The sequence below is a fragment of the Streptomyces sp. NPDC091416 genome, from assembly GCF_044756845.1.
Taxonomy (GTDB): domain Bacteria; phylum Actinomycetota; class Actinomycetes; order Streptomycetales; family Streptomycetaceae; genus Streptomyces.
The window spans coordinates 42254-61670 of record NZ_JBIVTU010000009.1 but is presented as its reverse complement, the minus strand read 5'-3'; the positions used below and the strand labels follow the sequence as shown (position 1 = coordinate 61670).

At 71.9% G+C, this 19417-nt stretch carries 16 protein-coding genes; 3 read left to right on the top strand and 13 right to left on the bottom strand.

Features of this window, described 5'->3' with window-relative positions; genetic code table 11:
• Nucleotides 1-133 precede the first annotated feature (133 nt).
• Together fxsBH and fxsA are read right to left on the bottom strand one after the other, a co-directional pair.
• Nucleotides 134-2380, bottom strand: a complete 2247-nt coding sequence (gene fxsBH / locus ACIQMX_RS25800) for a radical SAM/SPASM protein FxsBH, inactivated beta-hydroxylase extension form (protein WP_402481503.1) — start codon at nt 2378-2380, stop codon at nt 134-136.
• Between the two features lie 75 nt (nt 2381-2455).
• Nucleotides 2456-2623, bottom strand: a complete 168-nt coding sequence (gene fxsA, locus ACIQMX_RS25795; protein ID WP_402481500.1) for an FxSxx-COOH cyclophane-containing RiPP peptide — start codon at nt 2621-2623, stop codon at nt 2456-2458.
• Between the two features lie 256 nt (nt 2624-2879).
• Here fxsA and ACIQMX_RS25790 point away from each other — a divergent pair, with 256 nt between their 5' ends.
• On the top strand, nt 2880-3776 hold the full coding sequence (locus ACIQMX_RS25790) for a DUF4231 domain-containing protein (protein WP_402481923.1): 897 nt from the start codon (nt 2880-2882) through the stop codon (nt 3774-3776).
• Between the two features lie 33 nt (nt 3777-3809).
• Here ACIQMX_RS25790 and ACIQMX_RS25785 read toward each other — a convergent pair whose 3' ends face one another.
• The 8 genes from ACIQMX_RS25785 to ACIQMX_RS25750 form a co-directional block, all read right to left on the bottom strand.
• Nucleotides 3810-4289, bottom strand: a complete 480-nt coding sequence (locus ACIQMX_RS25785) for a hypothetical protein (protein WP_363073883.1) — start codon at nt 4287-4289, stop codon at nt 3810-3812.
• Between the two features lie 230 nt (nt 4290-4519).
• Nucleotides 4520-5419: a S1 family peptidase gene (locus tag ACIQMX_RS25780; protein ID WP_363073881.1), complete on the bottom strand. Its 900-nt coding sequence runs from the start codon at nt 5417-5419 to the stop codon at nt 4520-4522.
• A 228-nt stretch (nt 5420-5647) separates the two neighbouring features.
• Nucleotides 5648-6448, bottom strand: a complete 801-nt coding sequence (locus ACIQMX_RS25775) for a DUF1684 domain-containing protein (protein ID WP_363073879.1) — start codon at nt 6446-6448, stop codon at nt 5648-5650.
• Nucleotides 6449-6452: 4 nt separating this feature from the next.
• On the bottom strand, nt 6453-7718 hold the full coding sequence (locus tag ACIQMX_RS25770; protein ID WP_402481921.1) for an NtaA/DmoA family FMN-dependent monooxygenase: 1266 nt from the start codon (nt 7716-7718) through the stop codon (nt 6453-6455).
• Nucleotides 7719-7735: 17 nt separating this feature from the next.
• Nucleotides 7736-8782: an LLM class flavin-dependent oxidoreductase gene (locus ACIQMX_RS25765; RefSeq protein ID WP_363073875.1), complete on the bottom strand. Its 1047-nt coding sequence runs from the start codon at nt 8780-8782 to the stop codon at nt 7736-7738.
• A gap of 94 nt (nt 8783-8876) precedes the next feature.
• Complete coding sequence (locus ACIQMX_RS25760; protein ID WP_402481494.1) at nt 8877-9629, bottom strand: amino acid ABC transporter ATP-binding protein; 753 nt, start codon at nt 9627-9629, stop codon at nt 8877-8879.
• Nucleotides 9630-9742: 113 nt separating this feature from the next.
• Entirely contained in the window at nt 9743-11587 is a 1845-nt protein-coding gene (locus tag ACIQMX_RS25755) for an FAD/NAD(P)-binding protein (RefSeq protein WP_402481492.1), read from the bottom strand.
• Complete coding sequence (locus tag ACIQMX_RS25750; RefSeq protein WP_402481490.1) at nt 11584-12450, bottom strand: amino acid ABC transporter permease; 867 nt, start codon at nt 12448-12450, stop codon at nt 11584-11586. Before ACIQMX_RS25750 ends, ACIQMX_RS25755 begins: the two co-directional genes overlap by 4 nt.
• A gap of 489 nt (nt 12451-12939) precedes the next feature.
• On the opposite strand from ACIQMX_RS25750, the gene ACIQMX_RS25745 reads away from it, so the two are divergent.
• Nucleotides 12940-13881 (top strand): ABC transporter substrate-binding protein, encoded by a 942-nt coding sequence (locus tag ACIQMX_RS25745; RefSeq protein WP_402481487.1) that lies wholly within the window; start codon nt 12940-12942, stop codon nt 13879-13881.
• Nucleotides 13882-13927: 46 nt separating this feature from the next.
• Here the strand turns inward: ACIQMX_RS25745 and ACIQMX_RS25740 are convergent, their stop codons facing one another.
• Nucleotides 13928-15190 (bottom strand): DUF5685 family protein, encoded by a 1263-nt coding sequence (locus ACIQMX_RS25740; protein ID WP_402481918.1) that lies wholly within the window; start codon nt 15188-15190, stop codon nt 13928-13930.
• 308 nt (nt 15191-15498) lie between these two features.
• On the opposite strand from ACIQMX_RS25740, the gene ACIQMX_RS25735 reads away from it, so the two are divergent.
• Entirely contained in the window at nt 15499-15942 is a 444-nt protein-coding gene (locus ACIQMX_RS25735; protein WP_219573620.1) for a cell division protein SepF, read from the top strand.
• 38 nt (nt 15943-15980) lie between these two features.
• On the opposite strand, the gene ACIQMX_RS25730 is transcribed toward ACIQMX_RS25735, so the two are convergent.
• Nucleotides 15981-17192: an acyl-CoA dehydrogenase family protein gene (locus tag ACIQMX_RS25730; protein ID WP_363073867.1), complete on the bottom strand. Its 1212-nt coding sequence runs from the start codon at nt 17190-17192 to the stop codon at nt 15981-15983.
• A 95-nt stretch (nt 17193-17287) separates the two neighbouring features.
• Nucleotides 17288-19018 carry an MFS transporter gene (locus ACIQMX_RS25725; RefSeq protein ID WP_402481484.1) on the bottom strand — a complete coding sequence of 577 codons (1731 nt, stop codon included), beginning with the start codon at nt 19016-19018 and terminating at the stop codon, nt 17288-17290.
• Nucleotides 19019-19417 lie beyond the last annotated feature (399 nt).

Sequence of the window (19417 nt, the reverse complement as noted above, 5' to 3'; positions counted from 1 at the left end):
CAATCAACGCCATTTTTCAGTCATCTGTTCCCAGGCTTTGTCGATCACACTCCCGCAGGGATGCGGTCTGCGGCTGTTCCTCCCGGTTGTCCTGAGTCCCCGCCCACCTCCCGGTCGAACCGGAATCCGGGATTCACAATTCTTTTCGCATCAGAGCCAGCAGCCGTTTCCCGCCCAGCGTGAGTTCGGCCGCCCCTTCCAGCGTGTCGAGAGCCTGCGGGATACCATCCCCGAACCGGTGATCGAATACCGCGAGCGCCAGCCGTTCATAGGCAGCTTCCAGCAGCCCGGAAAGCGGAACCAATTCATCCTTCCAGGGCATTCGATGTTCCCAGGAGCCGTCCGCCGCGTAAAGATCCGCGACGTCCACAAGTGCCCGGAATCTCGACCTCCGCACGCCGCGCAGCAGTGTGAGCGCAAGCGTCCCGGAATTCTCGTCCGCCCCGATACCGAGTGCGCCGTATCCGTGCCGCCCCACCGAGGGCTCGCCCGGGGCCGCTCCGGTGAGCGGGGTGAAGGTCAACGGGCCGTCGAGCGACCGCGCGCCGTGGGCGGGGGCCCGCTCCTCGATCAGCGCCCAGGCCTCGGTGAGCGCGTCACCCAGGCGGCCGGCCGCCGCCGCGTCGAGCGTGGCCGCGGCAGGTGCCCCGAAGCAGTCCCGGTACGGGTCGAGGTCGTCGATCACGAAGCCGTGGCCCGGGAACGGGGCATCCGGGAGGGCGAACCCGCGCACCGGCAGCCAGCCGGGCTCGGCCACGCCGGACCGCCGGATCCGCCGCTCGGCCGATCCGGCGAGGGGACCCGCCAGGAACCCGTCACCGGCGGGCCGCAGCAGCACGGTGCCGTGCTCGCCCGGCCCGGCCACCGTCAGCCGGCCGAGGGCGGGCAGGACGAGGCCGCCGTCCCGGTAGGGCACCGGCACCCGCAGGTCGAGGCCGGCCCGCAGGACGGCCGCCGCGAGAAGCGTCTGCAGACCGTCCGCCGCACCGGAAGGCGCCCCCGCCCGTCCCTCGTGCAGGGCGTCCAGCGCGTCGAGCAGCCAGGTACGCGTGTACGGATGGGCGAGTACGGCGTCGAGCCCCCGGGCCCCTTCGTCCGAGCCCTCCAGGACGGCGGCCAGCTCCCAGGCCCGCGCCCACCGCTCACCGCCCCTGCCGTCCAGGTCGGCGTGGAGCCGGGCCAGCAGCGTGCGGGTGAGGTCGTCCTGGGCCGCGAGCAGTTCGGCCGGATCGGCCACCTCGGGCGCCACGGTGTCCGCGGGTGTCCGGGCCTCGATTCCGTGTACCAGGGCGGCGAGGTCGTGGCAGTACACCGACGGATTGTCGAACCCGTCACCGGCACCGGTGGAGCGGTAGCGATGGGTGTACAGGCCTCCCCCGCACGAACGGACGACAGGGCAGCGGCGGCATGTCTCGCTGACACCCTCCAGGCCGAGCTGCCGGGCCCGCACCCCGGGGTGCGCGGCGACCTCGTCGAAGGTGTGCGCGAAGACGTCGAAGCCGGTGCCCGCCGCACCCTCGTAGGCGCTCTTCAGCGAATCGACCTGCTCCAGGCTGCCGTCGGTCTCCACGACGACGAGGTCGGTCGGTGCGAGGCCCAGCGACTCGGTGAGACTGGGGCCGCCGTTGAGTGTCGAGGCGACCGAGGAGAAGATCCGCACCGGCACCGGGCGCCCGCGCTCCTGCCAGCGGTCGAAGACCGCGAGGAGCCAGTCGGCGTAGGCCGTGGGCGATCCGTCCGGCCGCGGCGGCGGGTCGTCCCAGGTGGCGTGGGGAAGCAGGAAGTCGATGAGCGGCGGTTCGAGCTCCGTGAGTGCGTCGAGGACCGCGACCGGGTCGTTCTCGATGTCGACGGTGCACAGGAGGCCGAGGTTGAGATGCCGGTAGCGCTCCTGCCGGAGCAGCTCGACGGCCTTGAGCACCAGCGGGTGGCTGCTGCGCCCGTCGGCGAAGCGGCGGTGCCGGTCGTTGGCCGCACGGTCCCCGTCGAGGGAGATGCCCACCTTGACGTCGTACTCGCTGAAGAGGTCGAGATAGCGCGGGCTGAGCTGCAGGCCGTTGGTGTGGATCCGGAGATCGAGGGCGGCGACGCCGTCGAAGGCGGAGGTCAGCTCCTCGCAGATGCGCCGCAGCCGGGCGGGGCCCGCCAGCAGAGGCTCCCCTCCGTGCAGGATTACTGACACGGAGGGCAGTGCGTGTGTCTTGGCATGCTCAGCCAGGCGCTGAGCAGTCCGGAAAATGACTTCGTCAGAGATTGTTTTCGGACGGGTTCGCCAGCTCTGATCGGCATGTTCGTAGACATAGCAATGGTCACAGGCAAGATCACACCTGCTGTGAACCTTGAGGACTACTTCACGGAAAGGGACCAGGGGTCCTGTCATTCCGCCAGTCTAGCCAGCCCGGAAGGGTGATCCGGCAGACCGGCCGTCCCGGAGGATTGATCCGTCGGGGAGGATTCAGAGGGAGGAGTTGAAGGCGGATGCCTGGCTGGGGCGACCGGCGGAAGCGACGTGCACCCGACCGAGCTTCCTGGCAGCTTCGCCGCCACGCGCGTCGATAGCGGCGAGCGGCACACGGCTCTTCTTCGCAACGGCGAAGGAGAGGGAGGATTCAGTGGTCTTCACGGCCGTCCTTGAGGGGATTCGTTCCGATGGAATGGTTCCGGACAGGAAACCAGCATTGGTACCTGCACCATTGCAGTGTCCGGCGGCACGACTTTACTCTCATGGCCTCGGTTGGCAACTGAGGACGCCCACTTGGAACACGAGCGTCACACGGGACCGGCGCCAATCGAGCGGAACGATGGATTCCACCATCAGGGTGACGACATAACCGCAGACGGGAGTGAACATGACGGCGATTCCCGGACCACTGCAGAGCATGGTCTTCAGGAACGCTGATCTGCCGGAACTCTTTCACCACACGGACGCCATTGCGATCTCCCGCCAGCGGGAGGCGGTGAATACCACCCGATGGCAGCTCATCCTGCTGGTCGGGGGCACGATACCGGCCGCACTGCCCTGGCGCGCGGAGGTCGGTGGCACCCTCCAACTCACCGACTGCGCGGCAGTGTTGGCCTACCTCGGCGTCCTGGTCGCCACCTTCCTCACCTCCCGGCGGAAAGCAAAGTCGCATTGGCAACTCAATCGCTCCGCGGCAGAGTTCATCAAGTCGATGTGCTGGCGCTACGCGGTGCACGGATCCCCCTTCGACACCGGCACGCAGCACCCCGAGGCGGTGTTCGCCAACCGGCTCGAAGAGGGGCTGCAGGAGCTCCGCAAGGTGGGCTGGTCCGATCCCCGGGACCGGACGGCGGACTCCGGCGGACTCATCACCGAATCCATGCGCGCGTTACGGGAGAAGGCGTTCACCGTGCGCAAGGAGACCTATGTGCGGGACCGGCTCATCGAACAGCGCAGCTGGTACCGCCGGCGCCAGGAGGTGTCCCGGCGTGCCACCGTGGTCTGGTCGACCACCATCGCCGCGCTGACGGCCCTCGCCCTGCTGCTCGCCCTGCTCAGGGTCTTCTCGGCCGGCCAGTCCTTCGCGCTGACCGGAGTGCTCTCCGCCGCGGCCGCCGCCTGTCTGGCCTGGGCCGAGATGCGCCGCCACCATCCGCTGATCTCGGCCCACTCCCTGGTGGAGAAGGACCTGGAGTCGATGCAGATAGCGATGGAGACGACGTTGAACGAACGCCAGTGGCCGCGGGCCGTGTTCGAGACCGAGCGGATCGTCTCGCCCCAGCACACCGACTGGCTCGCCCGGCACCAGATGTGAACCCACCGGCGCGACGCCGTCCGTGACAGCCGGTCAGCTCCGCTCGACCCCGTCGCGCCAGATCACCGTCACCGGACGGCCGAGCCCGCGGGCGTACGTCACGATGTCCCCCGTACCGCCGAGGCCGCGGGCGGGGCGGCCGTCCCACACGGCGATCAGCCGGTCGCAGTGATCGGCGATGTAGGCGCCGGCCGCGTAGTACGCCTCGTCGGTGGAGTGCGGGTAGTCCAGTCTGACCTCGCGCACGGCCCGGGCCTTGAGCGCCCGGTAGCGGGCCAGTTCCGCCTCGTCGGCGAAGCAGGCCTCGTAGTCGCCGCTGGGGATGACCACGGTCAGCTGGGCGCCGTGGGCGAGCGCGAGGTCCGCGAAGAGCTGGTCCGCCCCGACGGCCAGGCTGGACAGCGCCTCCACCGAGCCGTCGAATCCGCGGAACGCCTCTCGCATCGACGCCAGGACGTGGTCATGGGCTTCCCGCGGAATGCTGCGATGACCGGTCACTCCGATGCGTTTCACGGACCTGGAACCCCCTGGGGTGTCTGCCGGGGGTTCCCGGAGGACGTCCCTCCGGGAGGCACAGCATCCGCCCCCGTTGCTCCTGCGTGACCGTCCTGTGCCACATCATCTCAAAAGCCGCGGGGTCAGCGGGAGCCCCCGCCCGTAATTCGGGCGGGGGCTCGGCGTGTTCGACTTGCGCTTTCGAGATCCGGGCCGGTTCCGGGGGGCTGAACCGGCCACCCGGCGTGTCAGTAGACGCTGACGCCGTACGCGCTGAGTGCCTCGGTGACCGGCTGGAAGTAGGTCGTCCCGCCCGAGCTGCAGTTGCCGCTGCCGCCCGAGGTGAGGCCGATCGCCGTGGTGCCGGAGTAGAGCGGGCCACCGGAGTCGCCGGGCTCCGCGCACACGTTCGTCTTGATCATGCCGTAGACGATGTCGCCGTTGCCGTAGTTGACCGTGGCGTTGAGCGCCGAGACGGTGCCGCTGTGGATGCCGGTGGTGGAGCCGCGGCGGGTGACGGACATCCCGACCGTGGCGTTGGCCGCGCCGGTGATGTCGACGCTGCCGACGGTACCGGGGTGGGCGAGCGAGGTGTTGGCGTACCGGACCAGGCCGTAGTCGTTGGTCGGGAAGCTGGACCCGGCCGTCGGTCCGATGCTCGTGGTGTTGGCGGAGTTGGTGTACCAGGGCGGGTTGCCGTCGGTGCAGTGACCGGCGGTCAGGAAGTAGTACGTGCTGCCGCTGCGGACGTTGAATCCGAGCGAGCAGCGGAAGCCGGGTCCGTAGATGGCGTCACCGCCGGAGAGCAGCTTGCTGAGCTTCCCGGAGGTGCGCTCGATGCGCAGGGCGCCCGCGTTGGCTCCCGCGGAGTCCTTGATCTGCTGGATCTCCGAGGCGGAGACCGTGCTGTCGGCCGTGACCACGACCTTCTTCGTCACGGGGTCGACGCTCCAGGCCGTACCGGCCACGTCGGCGCCGAGGACGGCGTCGCTCGCGGCGGAGAGCTGGTTCGCGCTGTACGTTCCGGTGGAGCTGGCCTGGGCGCTGGGGACGGTGAGTGCGGCGACGGCCACGAGACCCGCGGCGATGCCGATGGCCCTGCTGCGTCTCGCGACGGTGCTGAGGGGGGTGGTGCGCTTGATCCTCACTTGTTCCCTCCCGAGGGGGGTCGGGGGCCCGCCTGTGGGGTGGTCGGGCCCGTGAGGCGCAGTCATGGGCCCGGCGTCCGTCCGCATTCCGAACGTGCCGTGCCCCTGACAAGCGCTGCTCGGGAGTATTCAAGGCGTCAACTTCTGGCGCAAGGGCGCCTTTTGGCCTGAGCTCGCGAAGTCCCCGCCCCGCCACCACGACGAGGGGTGGCCGGGGCGAGGGGTCGTTCAGCCGTCGGTCCTGTTCCGCTCGCCGGCTTCGACGGCGAGCGCAAGGGTGTTGCCGGGCGGCGGGAAGGGGCAGATGAAGTGGTCCGCGAAGGCGCAGGGCGGCAGCAGCGCGCGGTTGAGATCGACCGTCACCGAGCCGTCGGCGGCCGGGGCGGCGGGGCGCAGGAACCGGAAGCGGTAGCTGGTGTCCCCGCTGGTGGCATCGGCGAAGACCGCCCAGAGCGAGCCGTCGTCCTCCACGGCCACCTGGAGCGTGTACTCCACGCCGTCCACCTCGAACGCGATCTCGCCTCCGAGCCCCAGCCCGCGCTCGACACCGTCGGCGTTCTCGACCCGGACGGTACGGGAGCTGTCGTAGGGGCGGAAACGCCCCGGCACGGCCCAGCGCGGGTCGTACGCTGTGGCCTCGATCGCGCGGAAGGCACGCCGCGCCGCGGAGTCCGGGTCGAAGTCCCGTACGGCCCAGAGGCCTTCGCGGCTCAGCACGACGAGCCTGCGCCCGCCGTGCGCCACCCGGGAGCCGTCGATCGGCCCGCGGTCGGCTCCCAGCCGGACCCGGCCGGTGAACGGCTTCCCGTCCACGCTCAGCCCGTCCTCGGGACCGGCGGTGAGCACCACCTCGTCGCCGTCCTCCGTCCAGAGACCCGGGACGGCCGGAATTCGACCTTCCGGGTAGTCGGAGAGCCAGTGGGTGCCGGTGAGGGACAGTGGTCCGTACGGAGCGGCGACCGTGGCGGTCCGTCCCTGGTGCCAGTGGTTCCAGTCCGCTGCTGCCTGCTGCTGTGCGTCCGTGCTCATGCGGTCAACCTTTCCATACCGGCGCGGCGAACCCGAGGTGCGACCGCAGCGTGGAGCCGGTGTACGCGGTACGGAACACCCCCCGCTCCTGGAGCAGCGGGACGACCCGGTCGACGAATTCGTCGAGGCCGCCGGGGATGCGATGGGGGACGAGGAGGAAGCCGTCGGCGGCTTCCGTGGCGAAGCGACGGGTCATCTCCGCCGCCACGGTCCGCGGGCTGCCGACGAAGGAATGACGGCCCGTCGCCTCGATGACCGTTTCCCGGAGGGACAGCCCCTTCTCCCGGGACAGCTCGCGCCAGCGCGCCGCGACCGCGCGGGCGTCGCCGTGCCCGGCCCGCGCCGCCGCGGGGTCCGGATCGCAGGCGGGGAGCGGCCCGTCGGGGTCGTACGAGGAGAGGTCGCGGCCCCAGATGCGCTCCAGGGCCGCGATCGCGTGCTGCGGCGAGACCTGTTGCAGGCGGATCGCGGCCGCCCGCTCCCGTGCCTCCGCGTCGCTGTCGCCCAGCACCACACCGGTGCCCGGCATGATCCTCAGCTCGCCGGGCTCCCGGCCGTACTTCGCGAGCCGGCTCCTGACGTCGGCGCAGAACGCGCGGCCCGCCTGCGGGGTGGCGTGCCGGGTGAGAACGACGTCGGCGGCGGCCGCGGCGAACGCGCGGTCCTGCGTGCCGTCCGCCGTCCGGATCACGACGGGGTGTCCCTGCGGGGAACGCGGGACGGTGAACTCGCCCTCGGCCGAGAAGTGCCGGCCGTGGTGGGCGAAGGGGCGCGGGGCGCCGTCGGGGGTCCAGGAGTCCCACAGCTCGCGGGCCGTGGCGACGAACTCGGTGGTGCGGGCGTCGCCCTCGGCCCGGTCGGGGCGGCCGGCCGGCCGGACGTTCTCGCCCGTGAAGGCGTCGGCCGACGTGACGACGTGCCACGCGGACCGGCCGGCGCTGAGATGGTCGAGGGTGGCGAACCGGCGGGCCAGCTCGTAGGGCTCGTGGAACGTGGCGCTGACGGAGGCGGCGAGACCGAGCCGGCCGGTGACCGCGGCCAGCGCGGGCAGCACCGTGAGGGGGTCGGGGCGGCCTGGCACGTCCAGGTCGTGGACCGGGCCGTCGTGCTCGCGCGGCCCCGGTCCCCCGGCGACGAGGAGGAAGTCGAACAGTCCTCGCTCGGCGGTCCGCGCGAGGTGCTGGAAGGAGGCGAACTCGATCTGGCTGCCGGAGCGCGGGTCGTCCCGGACGGTCATGTCGTCCACCGGGAAGTGCGCGGCGAGATGCATCTGTCTCGGGGCGGCCGTCATGCGCGTGCTCCCCGGAGTGCGTAGCGGCCGGCCGGGCGGGGCAGGCCCAGGTGCTCGCGGAGGGTGCCGCCCGGGTAGAAGGTGCGGAACAGGCTGCGGTGCTGAAGCAGGGCCACGGTGCCGTTGACGATCCGTTCGAGGTCTCGGCCCGGGGTGATCGGGGTGAGGTGGAAGCCGTCGACGGCTCCGGCCCGGTACCACTGGGCGATCAGGTCGGCGAGGTCGACCGGGCCGCCGCGGTAGTACGTGCCGTGCCCGGCGAGCGGCGGCCCGCTCTCCAGACCGGGTTCCGGGGCGGATTCGGCGTCGCCCAGGTCGACGGTGAGCGCGACGAGCACCCGCAGCGTCCCGGGGTCCCGTCCGTGGCCCGCCGCGCGGCGGTGCATGTCGTCGCGGATCGCGGCGGCCCGCTCGGGTGTGCCGGCCCGGACGAGCACCACGTCGGCGTGGCGGGCGGCCACCTCCCGGGCCGGTCCGGCCGTTCCGTCGACGACCGTGACCGGGTGGCCCTGCGGGGGCCGGGGCATGACGGCGGCGCCCTCGAAGCCGGTGCGGTGCGGCTCGCCGCGGTCGAGGAAGCGCCCGGTGGCGGCGTCCCGGATCTCGGCATCGTCCTCCCAGCCGTCCCAGAGCCGCGCCCCCACGTCCGCGGCCTCGCCGGCCTCCCGCCACAGTTCGGCCGGGGGCGCGGCGGAGCGGCGGCCGAACAGCCGGGCCTCGGCGGCGGTCGCCGACACGTCCACGCGCCGGCCGGCCCGGCCGTGGCTGATCCAGTCCAGCGTGGCCACGGCGGATGACACGTGGAAGGGCTCGGTGTGGGTCGCGGTGACCGTCGGGACGAGCCCGATCCTGCGGGTCTCCGGAGCGACCCGGGAGAGCACGGCGAGCGCGTCCGGCCCCGGCCGCGCGAACGAGTCGCCGAGGGAGACGAAGTCGAGGACCCCGCCCTCGGCGAGCCGTGCGAGGCCGGTGTAGTGCGCAGAGTCGTACCGGGGCGGGCCACCGATCTCGGCGGCCAGGTGGAGGGGGCGGAGAGGCGGCATGGGCGGGCTCTTTCGGAGGGTACGGACATGGCTCACGGCCCGGAGTGCCGGGCCGTCCCGGGGAGAAGGGCGTGTGTGGCCCCGAAGTACCCCGTCACAGCACCTTGGAGAGGAAGGCGCGCGTGCGTGCGTGGCGCGGCCGGTCGAGCACCTCGGCGGGCGGGCCGTGCTCGACGATCCGTCCCTCGTCCATGAAGACGACGGTGTCGGCGACCTCGCGGGCGAAGCCGATCTCGTGCGTGACGACGATCATCGTGGTGCCCTGCTCCGCGAGGTCCCTGATGACGTCGAGGACCTCGCCGACGAGTTCGGGGTCGAGCGCGGAGGTGGGCTCGTCGAAGAGCAGCAGTCGCGGTTCGAGGGCGAGGGCCCGCGCGATGGCGACGCGCTGCTGCTGGCCGCCGGAGAGCGTGCGCGGGTACGCCGCCGCCTTGTCGTCGAGTCCGACACGGGCCAGGAGCCGGTGTGCGGTGGCCGCGGCCTGCTCCTTCGTCCGCCCCAGAGCGGCCACCGGGGCCTCGGTGACGTTCTCCAGGACGGTGAGGTGGGGGAAGAGGTGGAAGTTCTGGAAGACGAAGCCGATCCGGGTGCGGCGGCGCAGCACCTCGCGCTCGGGGAGTTCGTACAGCCTGTCGCCCTTCCTGCGGTAGCCGACGAAGTCCCCGTCGACGGTGATCGAGCCCCGGTCCGCCTTCTCCAGGTGGTTGACGGTGCGCAGCAGGGTGGACTTGCCGGACCCGGACGGGCCGAGGATCACGGTCACCTCGCCCTGGCGCACCGCCAGGTCGATGCCCCGCAGCACGTCGAGGGAGCCGAACCTCTTGTGGACCCCCTTGATCTCGACCATGGGCGCGGTCTGTCCGGGGCCGGGTACGGCGGCCGGTTCGCTGTTCGGGGGGGCGGCTGGTCGTCTTCATGGTGGTGTCCTCGGGTGCTTCGGGCCGGGAGTGCCCGCGCCGGTCAGTCATCGGTGCCGTCGGGGTCGCGCAGGAAGGTCAGGACCGCGCGGGCGGTGGCGTCGTTCTGCCCGAACGCCGGGCCGCCGGTGCGTGGCCGGGTGAAGGCGCCGCTCGTACGGGCGGCCGTGTGCGGGCCGAGGGCGAAGCGCCGGGGGTGCGGGACGCCGTCGCGGTCCAGGGTCCGGCCGTCGGCGGGGTCGACGGCGAGCAGTCCGGTGGCGGTGGCGGCGGCCCCGTCCTCGTACAGCGCCCGGAGCAGGGTGCTGCGGGTGCGCAGCGGTGAGGGGTCGGGCAGCCGGGCCTCGACGAGGGCGCGGGACTCCAGCCGCTCTCCGGGCACGGTGGCGCCGGCCGCGCGGAACACGCCCCGTTCCTCGTCGGTCCCGACCGTCGTCCCGGCACCGAGGAAGCGGACGACGCCGGCCCGGGAGAGCGCGAGCAGTTGCCGCAGCCGGGGGCCGGGCGGTCCGGACGCGAGGTAGCTGAAGAAGCCGTGCCACCAGTCCCCGATGTCCGGGAACCGGGTCAACTGCCCGTACACGGAGAGCAGTCCGAGGAAGACGGCGAGGTCCTCGCTGTGCCCGGGGTCGTGCCGGCGGTCCAGGTCGGCGGTGATGTAGGCGCGGGTCGCCTCCTGGAACGAGGCGGCCGAGGTGTGGCGCACCCCGTCGAGCGGGTGGTCGAGCGCGGCCAGGTCGAGGCGGTCGGCGGGGTCCGGGACGGCGGCGGCGACCACCGCCCGCAGATCGGCGCTGCCCGGGTCGGCGGCCGCGTACTTCTCCTCGAAGGCGGTCCAGTCGGCCGTGGTGCGTTCCGGGTGGGCGGCGAAGAGCCGGTGGTAGTGGGCGTAGCCGAGCTCTTTGTCGACATGGGGCCATATGTCGCGACGGAAGTCGAGCGGATCCGTTCTGCTCAGGAGCTCATCGGCCCGGTCGGGTCCGAAGAAGCGCGGGAGCGGGGGCCGCTCGCCGGGCCGGACGTATCCGATCTTGGAGTGGTACGGGACACCGCGCCGCGATCCGACGTACAGGACGGGTTCCCTGCCGGAGGGCAGGTACGTGCCGTTCTCGTACCGTCCTCCGCGGCCCTCGGTGAGCAGCACCATCAGGTCGATGAAGGCGAGTCCGAAGCCCCGGACGATGACGGGTTCGCCTGCGGGCAGGGCGCTGAGGTCGCTGTCGGCGGTGAAGTCGGGCGGCAGGTGGATCAGGCCGTGCCGGTCCGCGAAGCGGGACAGCCGCCGCAGTTCGTCGTCCGGTTCGGCGTCGAGGTGGCCGAGGGTGAGGACCACGAGGTCGGCGGTGAGCGGTTCGGTGCGGCCCTCCAGGTGGACGGTCTGACGGCCGTCGCGGGGGCCGGTGACGCGCAGGGCCCGGCCTCGGTGCTCGTGGACGGTGACGGTGGGCGGGAGCGCGGCCACCGACTGCTCGTACACCCAGCGCAGATAGGCCCCCTGCAGCCGCCGGCTCGGGAAGTCCTGGCCCGTCAGCCCGTCGATCTCGGCGCGGAGTCCGGGATCGGCGGCGATGCCCGGCCCCGGGGCGGTCCGTCCCTCGCGCACGTCGGCCGCCCAGGCGTCGAGGGCCGGGCCCGGCCGTACGGGGCCCTCCAGGCGGACGGTGTCGTCGGTGAACATGGTGACGTCCTCGGCCATGGAGTTCATCCACAGCAGCGGCGACTGTTCGTGACGCCAGATCCGGCCGCCGCCGGGCGGGAACGGGTCGACGAGATGGATGTCCAGCGGCCTGTCGCCGTACAGGGAGGGGGCGTTGGCGGCGATGCGCTCGATGACGCCGGTGCCGCGCGGTCCGGCGCCGATGACGACGAGCGTGGGGACGGCGCTCACCGCGCGCCCCCGGTGCCGCGCGCGTAGTACCGCTCGACGTAGTGCTGTCCGACGCTGAGCAGCGAGGTCACGACGACGTACCAGAGGGTGGCGACCAGCAGCAGCGGGATGACCTGGTACGTGCGGTGGTAGACGAGCTGCACCGAGTACAGCAGGTCCTGTACGGCGATGATGCTGACGATCGACGTGCCCTTGAGCGTGCCGATCAGCATGTTCCCGGCGGGCGGCACGATGGACCGCATCGCCTGCGGCAGCACGATGCGGTACAGCCGCCGCCACGGGCCGAGGCCGAGCGACTGGGCGGCCTCCAGTTGTCCGCGTTCCACGGACAGGATGCCGCCGCGGACGACTTCCGCCGCGTACGCCGCCTCATGGAGCGTCAGTCCGATGACGGCGACCGTGACGGGGCCGAGGAGGTTCACCGTGCGGACGCCGAGGATCTCCGGGTAGAGCGCTCCGATGTTGAACCAGAACAGCAGCTGGACCAGGATCGGAGTCGACCTGAAGAGCCACACGTAGCCCCAGCCGACCGCCTGGAGCACGCGGTTGGCGGAGAGTCTGAGAACGGCGAGCAGGGTGCCCAGCGCGAAGCCGAGCGCCATCACGAGCGCGGTGAGCCAGAGCGTGAGGCCGAGGCCGCGCAGCACCGCCGTGGCGGTGAAGTAGTCGCCGACGACGGCCCATTGGAAGGCGTCGTTGCGGATGACGGAGTTCAGCGCGAGGGCCAGCAGGACCAGCACGGCGGCGGCCGCCGTCCACTGGCCGGTCCGGCGTACCGGAACGATCCGCAGCCGGTCGGCATCGTTGTCTTCGAGAGGACCGGCCGGAAGGGCCGGCGGGAGGGTGTCGGTCTGTGCGGACATGCGAGGGCTCCGTGGATGCGGCGATCGAACACGGGGCGCGCCCTCGGCACGGAACACGACGTGGAACACAACGGGGACCGGGCCCCTCAGCCCGATCTCCCTTTGAGGTAAGCCCTGTTCGCGGCAGCTTGTCAACCCTGTCCACACTGTGGGCGTGACATCCCGGCTCGGTTGACGGACCACCGGATGCCTGTTCCACTGGGGCCATGCATTCGCAGCAGTGGCTGGTCAAGCGCTCCCACATCGACTTCGGTCGCGTGTGGTCCTGTTCCTGTTGAGCCTTCGCCCTGCTCCGTCCCGCGTTCCCGCTCGCGCCGTGACCGGCGTCTGAGCTCTTCTCCCTGCGTGCCCTCGCGTACACAACGCCGCGCCACCCTCCCCTCGCACCGCTTCCGCCGTCGTGTTCCGCCTTTCCTCCGCCCCGCCCGTGGGCCGTCGCGCGCTGCCCCGCGCCCGTCCGCGGACGCCGAATCTGGAGAACAATCCCTGATGCCCCGTACCCGGCACACCGCTGCCTTCGCGCTGATCACCGCCGCCACTCTGACGCTGACCGCGTGCGGGTCCGGCGATCCGGCGGCCTCCCCCGCGGGTGCGGCCGGTCCCGCCGCCAAGGGCGCCGTTCCCACCGCCGATGTGGTGTCGGGGGTGAGGAAGGACGCGGCGGCGGCCGCCCTGCTGCCCGCCGGGATCCGCTCGTCCGGCACTCTGAGCATCGCCTCCAGCGTCGGCTCCCCGCCCGGAGCGACCTATCTCGCCGACGGCACGACCCTGGCCGGCGTCGACATCGACTTCGGGGATGCCGTGGCCAGGGTTCTGGGGCTGAAGCCGAAACGGGAGGTCGCCGCGTTCGAGGCGATCCTGCCCGCGCTCGGCAGCGGGAAGTACGAGGTGGGCACCGGGAACTTCGGCGTCACCGACGAACGCAGCCGCACGATCGACTTCGTCACCTACCTCAACGACGGCCAGGGCTTCGCGGTCCGCGACGACAGCAAACTGACCGCGGTCACCGATCTCGTCCGGCTCTGCGGCCTGACCGTCGGCACCGCGGCGGGCACCACGTTCGAGGTGACGCTGGAGAAGAACCGGCACCGGTGCGCCGAGGCCGGCAGGAAGGCGTACGACGTGAAGACGTACTCCGACGCCTCAGCGGTCTGGACCTCGCTCCAGCAGGGGCGTACGGACGTGGTGATGTCGACCATCAACGGACTGCGGTACGCCGTGCGGCAGCAGGAGGGTGTGCGCTTCCTCAACGAGTTCAAGCGGCTCGACGTCGGCTTCGCCTTCAAGAAGGGCACCCCGCTGGCGCCCGCCTTCCAGGCCGCCGTCAACCACCTCAAGGCGGACGGTACCTACGACCGGATCCTGAAGAAGTGGGGCATCTCCGCGTCCGCGGTCGAGACCTCGCAGATCTCGCCGCCGGAGATCAAGTGACGCCGAGTCGGTACCGGCGGCCGCGGACGGGGTTCCGGGCGCCGGGTCAGCAGCTGCAGTCGCATCCGCAGCAGTCGCAGCCGTCACAGCAGTCCCCGCAATTGCTGCAGCAGTCGCAGGCATCGCAGCAGTCCCCGCAGTCGCACTGGCTGCACAGTCCCTCGCGCCGCTGACGGCTCCACGGGTCATCGAAGGTGCCGCAGCACATCTGGCAGGTACAGGCGAGGCCCGCCCACACCAGGCACCCCATGACGAGCCCCCGCCGGTCGCGCGGCGGCTCCGGCGGCGGGCCGAAGGGGCCGGACGGGCCCGTGGGGGCGTACGGATTGCCCGGGGGCGGTCCGAAGGCCCCTGCGGGCCGCACTCCTGACGGGTGGCCGGCTCCGGCCATCGTCCCGCCTCCCGGCGGATGGGACCCCTCGGTCAGCAGCCCACCGCCCTGATGGGAACAGACGTCCGTGGCGAACGCCCGGTCCACCGAGCGCCGCAGTTCGTGCGCCAGCAGCACGTGGGCGAGCTTGGCGTCGGCGAATTCCGCGTCGCGCAGCGCCATCCGTACGCCGCGCAGCGCGTCGTCGCACAGCCTGCGGGCCTCGGCGCGCGAGGTGCCGGTCGCCGTGAGGGGGTTCCAGGCGCCCGACGCTGCGTCAGCTTCCTGGTCCTCCACGGCATCCAGCAGATGCGCGAGGCGGCCGAAGAGCCGCCCGGCCTCCGCGAGCGGCTCCGCGTTCTGCGGCTTGCCCGCGAGTACGGCGGTGTGCGCGAAGGCCGCCGCGGTGGCGGTCTCGGTGGGCTCGGTGACCGTCAGCAGCGGGGTACCGGGCCCCGCGAGCAGCTCGATGCCGGTCTGCCGGTCGACGGCGTCGACGAGCAGCGCGGTGTCGAAGCCGAGCTGCGCGCCGGTGCGCGCCCCGGCCCGGTCCCAGCCCGCGGCCACCCGGCGCGCGGCAGCGGCCACCGGGCGGCGCGCCAACAGGCCGTCCCGGTCGGCCACGTGGTCGCGCACCTTGGCGGAGGCCAGCACCAGCGAGACGGCCGCCGCGAGCCTGGCGCCCTCGCCGCGTGCGACCGGGGCGGTGCGCATGGCGCGCAGGGGGCAGGGACCGGCCGTGCGCCGCTGTCCGGGGGTGCGCTCGGTCTGAGCCTCCGTCAGGACCGAGACGATCAGACCGTCATAGTTCGTGACGATCCGGGCGAACTGTCCGTGATCGGAGCGAAGTGCCAGACAGAGCCCGCAGAGATGGGCCATCCACTCGGCCTTGAGCCCCTCCGACAAGCGATGAGTGCAGGGCCTGACGATTCCGAACACGGCCATCCCCCGGGAGTCGTTCAGCTGTGCGCGACGCTCGGGCGCCTGCGCGACGTGCATCGTATCGAGTGACCCGTTCACCCGTACGTCCCCCATGTCACCCGTACGGACCGGAGGAGCATATTTTCTTATCTCCAGGGCCCTTATGCAGGAGGAACCTTGACGAATCGCCACATCTTCTGCACCAGTACCGTCACGAATGCCCTGCGCGCCGCCTATCCCCTTGGCGCACGATCCGCATCATGGACGACCATAGGGATACGAAAGACATGCGGAACGCCAAGGAACCACGGTGAGAGGAGGCGTCCATGGGATCGGTGCGCAAGGCGAGCGCCTGGCTGGGCCTCGTAGAGGACAACGACGAGCGGTACTACGACGACGACGAGTACGCCGAGGGTGCACGGACCGGGACCGGTCAGGCCTGGGTGACCGATCCGCGGGTGCGGGTGGCCACGGAGGCGGCCGAGGAGACGGGGCGACGGATCGCGACCGTGACCCCGGACAGCTTCCGGGACGCCCGGGCCATCGGAGAGCTCTTCCGGGACGGCGTCCCGGTGATCATGAACCTCACGTCCATGGACTCCGCCGACGCCAAGCGCGTGGTGGACTTCGCCGCGGGACTGATCTTCGGACTGCGCGGGTCGATCGAGCGCGTGGCCACCCGGGTCTTCCTGCTGAGCCCCGCCGACACCCAGGTCGTCACCGGCGAAGCCGTCGGCCGGCCGGCCGACGGCTTCTTCAACCAGAGCTGAGCGGGGCGCTCACGGCGGTCCGGTCGCGGTCCCGGTGTCTACCGGAACGCGTCCAGGCCGGTGAGCGCCTTGCCCAGCACCAGCTGGTGCATCTCCACGGTTCCCTCGTAGGTGAGCACCGACTCCAGATTCGTCGCGTGACGCATCACCGGATACTCCAGCGAGATGCCGTTGGCGCCGAGGACCGTGCGCGAGGTGCGGCAGATCTCGATGGCCTCCCGCACGTTGTTCAGCTTTCCGAAACTGACCTGCTCCGGACGGAGCCTGCCCGCGTCCATCCGACGGCCGAGGTGGTGGGCGAGCAGGATGCCCTTGTGCAGTTCGACGGCCATGTCGGCGAGCTTGGCCTGGGTGAGCTGGAAGCCGCCGATCGGCCTCCCGAACTGCTCACGTGTCCTCGCGTAGTCGACGGCCGCCTCGAAGCTGGAGCGGGCGGCGCCCATCGCGCCCCAGACGATGCCGTAGCGGGCATGGCTGAGACAGCTGAGCGGGCCGCGCAGCCCGGTGACTCCCGGCAGCACGGCGTCGGCCGGCAGCCGCACGTCGTCGAGGATCAGCTCGCTGGTGACCGAGGCGCGCAGGGACCACTTGTGCCTGATCTCCGGCGCGGAGAAGCCCGGGGCGTCGGTGGGCACGACGAATCCGCGGATGCCGCCGCCCGCGGTGCCCTCGTCGGTCTGCGCCCAGACCACGGCGACCCCGGCGACCGAGCCGTTGGTGATCCACATCTTGCGGCCGCTGAGGACCCAGTCCCCGCCGTCGCGCTTGGCATACGTCCGCATGCCGGCCGGGTCGGAACCGTGGTCCGGTTCGGTGAGCCCGAAGCAGCCGATGATCTCGCCGGCCGCCATGCCGGGCAGCCACTGCCGCTTCTGCTCCTCCGAACCGAACCGGTGGATGGCGTACATGGCGAGTGAGCCCTGCACGGAGACGAGCGAGCGGATCCCGGAGTCGGCGGCCTCCAGCTCCAGGCAGGCCAGCCCGTACTGGACCGCGGTGGCTCCCGCGCATCCGTAGCCCTCCAGGGACATGCCCAGGGCCCCGAGCGATCCGAGCTCGCGGGCCAGCTCGCGGATGCCGGGCAGCTCACCGTTCTCGTACCACTCGGCGATGTGCGGCAGGACCCGGTCGGCGGCCCAGACCCGGACGGTGTCGCGGATCGCGAGATCCTCGTCGCCCAGGAGATCGTCGATGCCGATCGGGTCGCGGGGGTCGAAGGGCGGGAGTTTCGAGGACGGAGCGGTGGACATGAGGGGGTGCCTCCGGCGGCTCGCACGGTACCGATGTCGGTGGGGAACGCCGAAAACTAGCAGTGTTAGTTGCGGCGTCCTGCCGACGTTACGACTCAGTGTGCCGCGCGTCCAGAGCCCGTCGCCTCGGCCGGCGCGCGCCGCGCGGGCAGCCGGAGCAGCACCTCGGGCCGCTCCCGGTCCGGCACCTCGTGCGGGTGCGGAGACTCGTGGTGGCCGAGCGCCTCCCGGGGGCCGGGCAGCTCCTCGCCGTCCATGGATTCCCGGGGCTCGCAGAGCGGCGGCGGGCACTCCATCGCGCGGGGCAGCTTCAGCGCCGCGAGGGCCCCGAGAAGCAGCAGACCCGCGCTGACCAGCAAGGTGATGTGCAGCCCGCCGACGAAGGCGTCCCGGGCGGTGGAACGCAGTACGGCGCCGAGCGGACCGCCCAGCTGCGCGGCGACCTGGTAGGCCTCACCGAGCGAGTGCGCCGCGGCGGCGCCGGCGGCGGCGGGGACCCCTTCGTCGGGGAGCTTGGCCAGGCCGGGGGTGTACGCGGCGTTCATCACGCTGCCGAGCAGGGCGATGCCCATGCCGGCGCCCAGCTGGTAGGAGGTCTCGCCTATCGCGGCGGCCCCGCCGGCCCGGTCGGCGGGCGCCTCGCTGAGCATGGACTCGTACGCGCCGAAGAGCGTGGACTGCAGGCCGAAGCCCAGCAGGACGAAGGACACGGTCAGCAGGCCGGGCCGGTCGTGCTGGCCCATCGCGGTCAGCATCAGCACCGCGGCGGCCGTCAGGACGAAACCCCAGCCGACCATCCGGCGCGGCCCGATCCGGCGCAGGGTGTACGAGCCGCTGGCACCCGCGGCCATCGCCGCGAAGGTGAGCGGCAGCAGTCGCAACCCGGTCTCCAGCGGGCTGAGGTCCAGGACCAGCTGGAGGTACTGGACGGCGATCAGCTCCAGGCCGACCAGAGCGAGCATGGCGAGGACGATGCAGCCCACCGCGGTGGTGAAGGCGGGCCTGGCGAACATCCCGATGTCGATCAGCGGATGCGTCCGGCGCTTCTGCCGGCGGACGAACGCGGCCAGCAGCACGATGCCGGCCAGCAGCGGCACGAGCGTGCCCGGGCCGACCAGTCCCTCGCCGGTCCCCGCCCGCTTCACCCCGAGGACGACACCGAGGACACCGGCGGCGGCCATCAGCGCGCCGAGCACGTCCCAGGGGCCGTCGTCGCTGCCCCGGGACTCCGGGAGCAGCAGCCGGCCGAGCGGCAGGATCAGGGCCATCAGCGGGATGTTGATGAGGAAGACCGAGCCCCACCAGAAGTGTTCGACGAGGAAGCCGCCGATGACCGGGCCGGTGGCGGCGCCGACGGCGGCGACGGCCGACCACACGCCGATGGCCACGGCCCGCTCGCGGCGGTCGGGAAAGACCTGCCGGAGGATAGACAGGGTGGCCGGCATGATCATCGCGCCGCCGACACCGAGCAGGGCCCGGGCCGCTATGAGCACGCCCGCGCTGTCGGCCATGGCGGCGACGGCGGAGGCGACCCCGAAGAGCGCGTAGCCGAGCAGCAGGATGCGCCGGCGTCCGACGCGGTCGCCGAGCGTGCCGAAGAGGATCAGCAGGGACGCGCAGACCAGCGGATAGACGTCGACGATCCAGAGCAGGCCGACGGCGCTGGGCCGCAGGTCCTCGGTGACGGCGGGGACCGCGACATGCAGCACGGTCGCGTCGAGCGCCACGAGCAGCAGGCTGAGGCAGAGGACGACCAGGACGACCCATCGATTGGCACCGTCGGCGGCTTCGCGCAGACGGATTCGGGCTGTGGTCGTCCCGGACATGCATCTACCTCCCAAAAGGTCCCTCGCGCTCGGCAGGCCCCCCGGGGATTCAGCGTCCGCTGTCCCTCCGGGCCCGGCATCGACGGGCGAGTGATCCGTCAGCGTACGCGAGTTCGACAGGGCCACACGTGGCCCATCTCATACCGGCCGCCGCCGTCGAGTGTGGCGTACGCCACTCCGGATGCCCGACCCGCCCCCCACCGGGACACCGCACCGACCTGCGGCAACCGGCCCTCCCGCCGCAGGAGCCAGGGGCTCCGGGAGGCCGCGGGGGCCTCCGGCGCGCGCCGCCCGAAGGCGTCCAGTAACCGGACCGACACCGTCCGTTCCCTCTCACGGGCACCGGGGACTAATGCTCCCGGGCACCTGGATCACCTTTCCGTTCCTCACCGAATATGT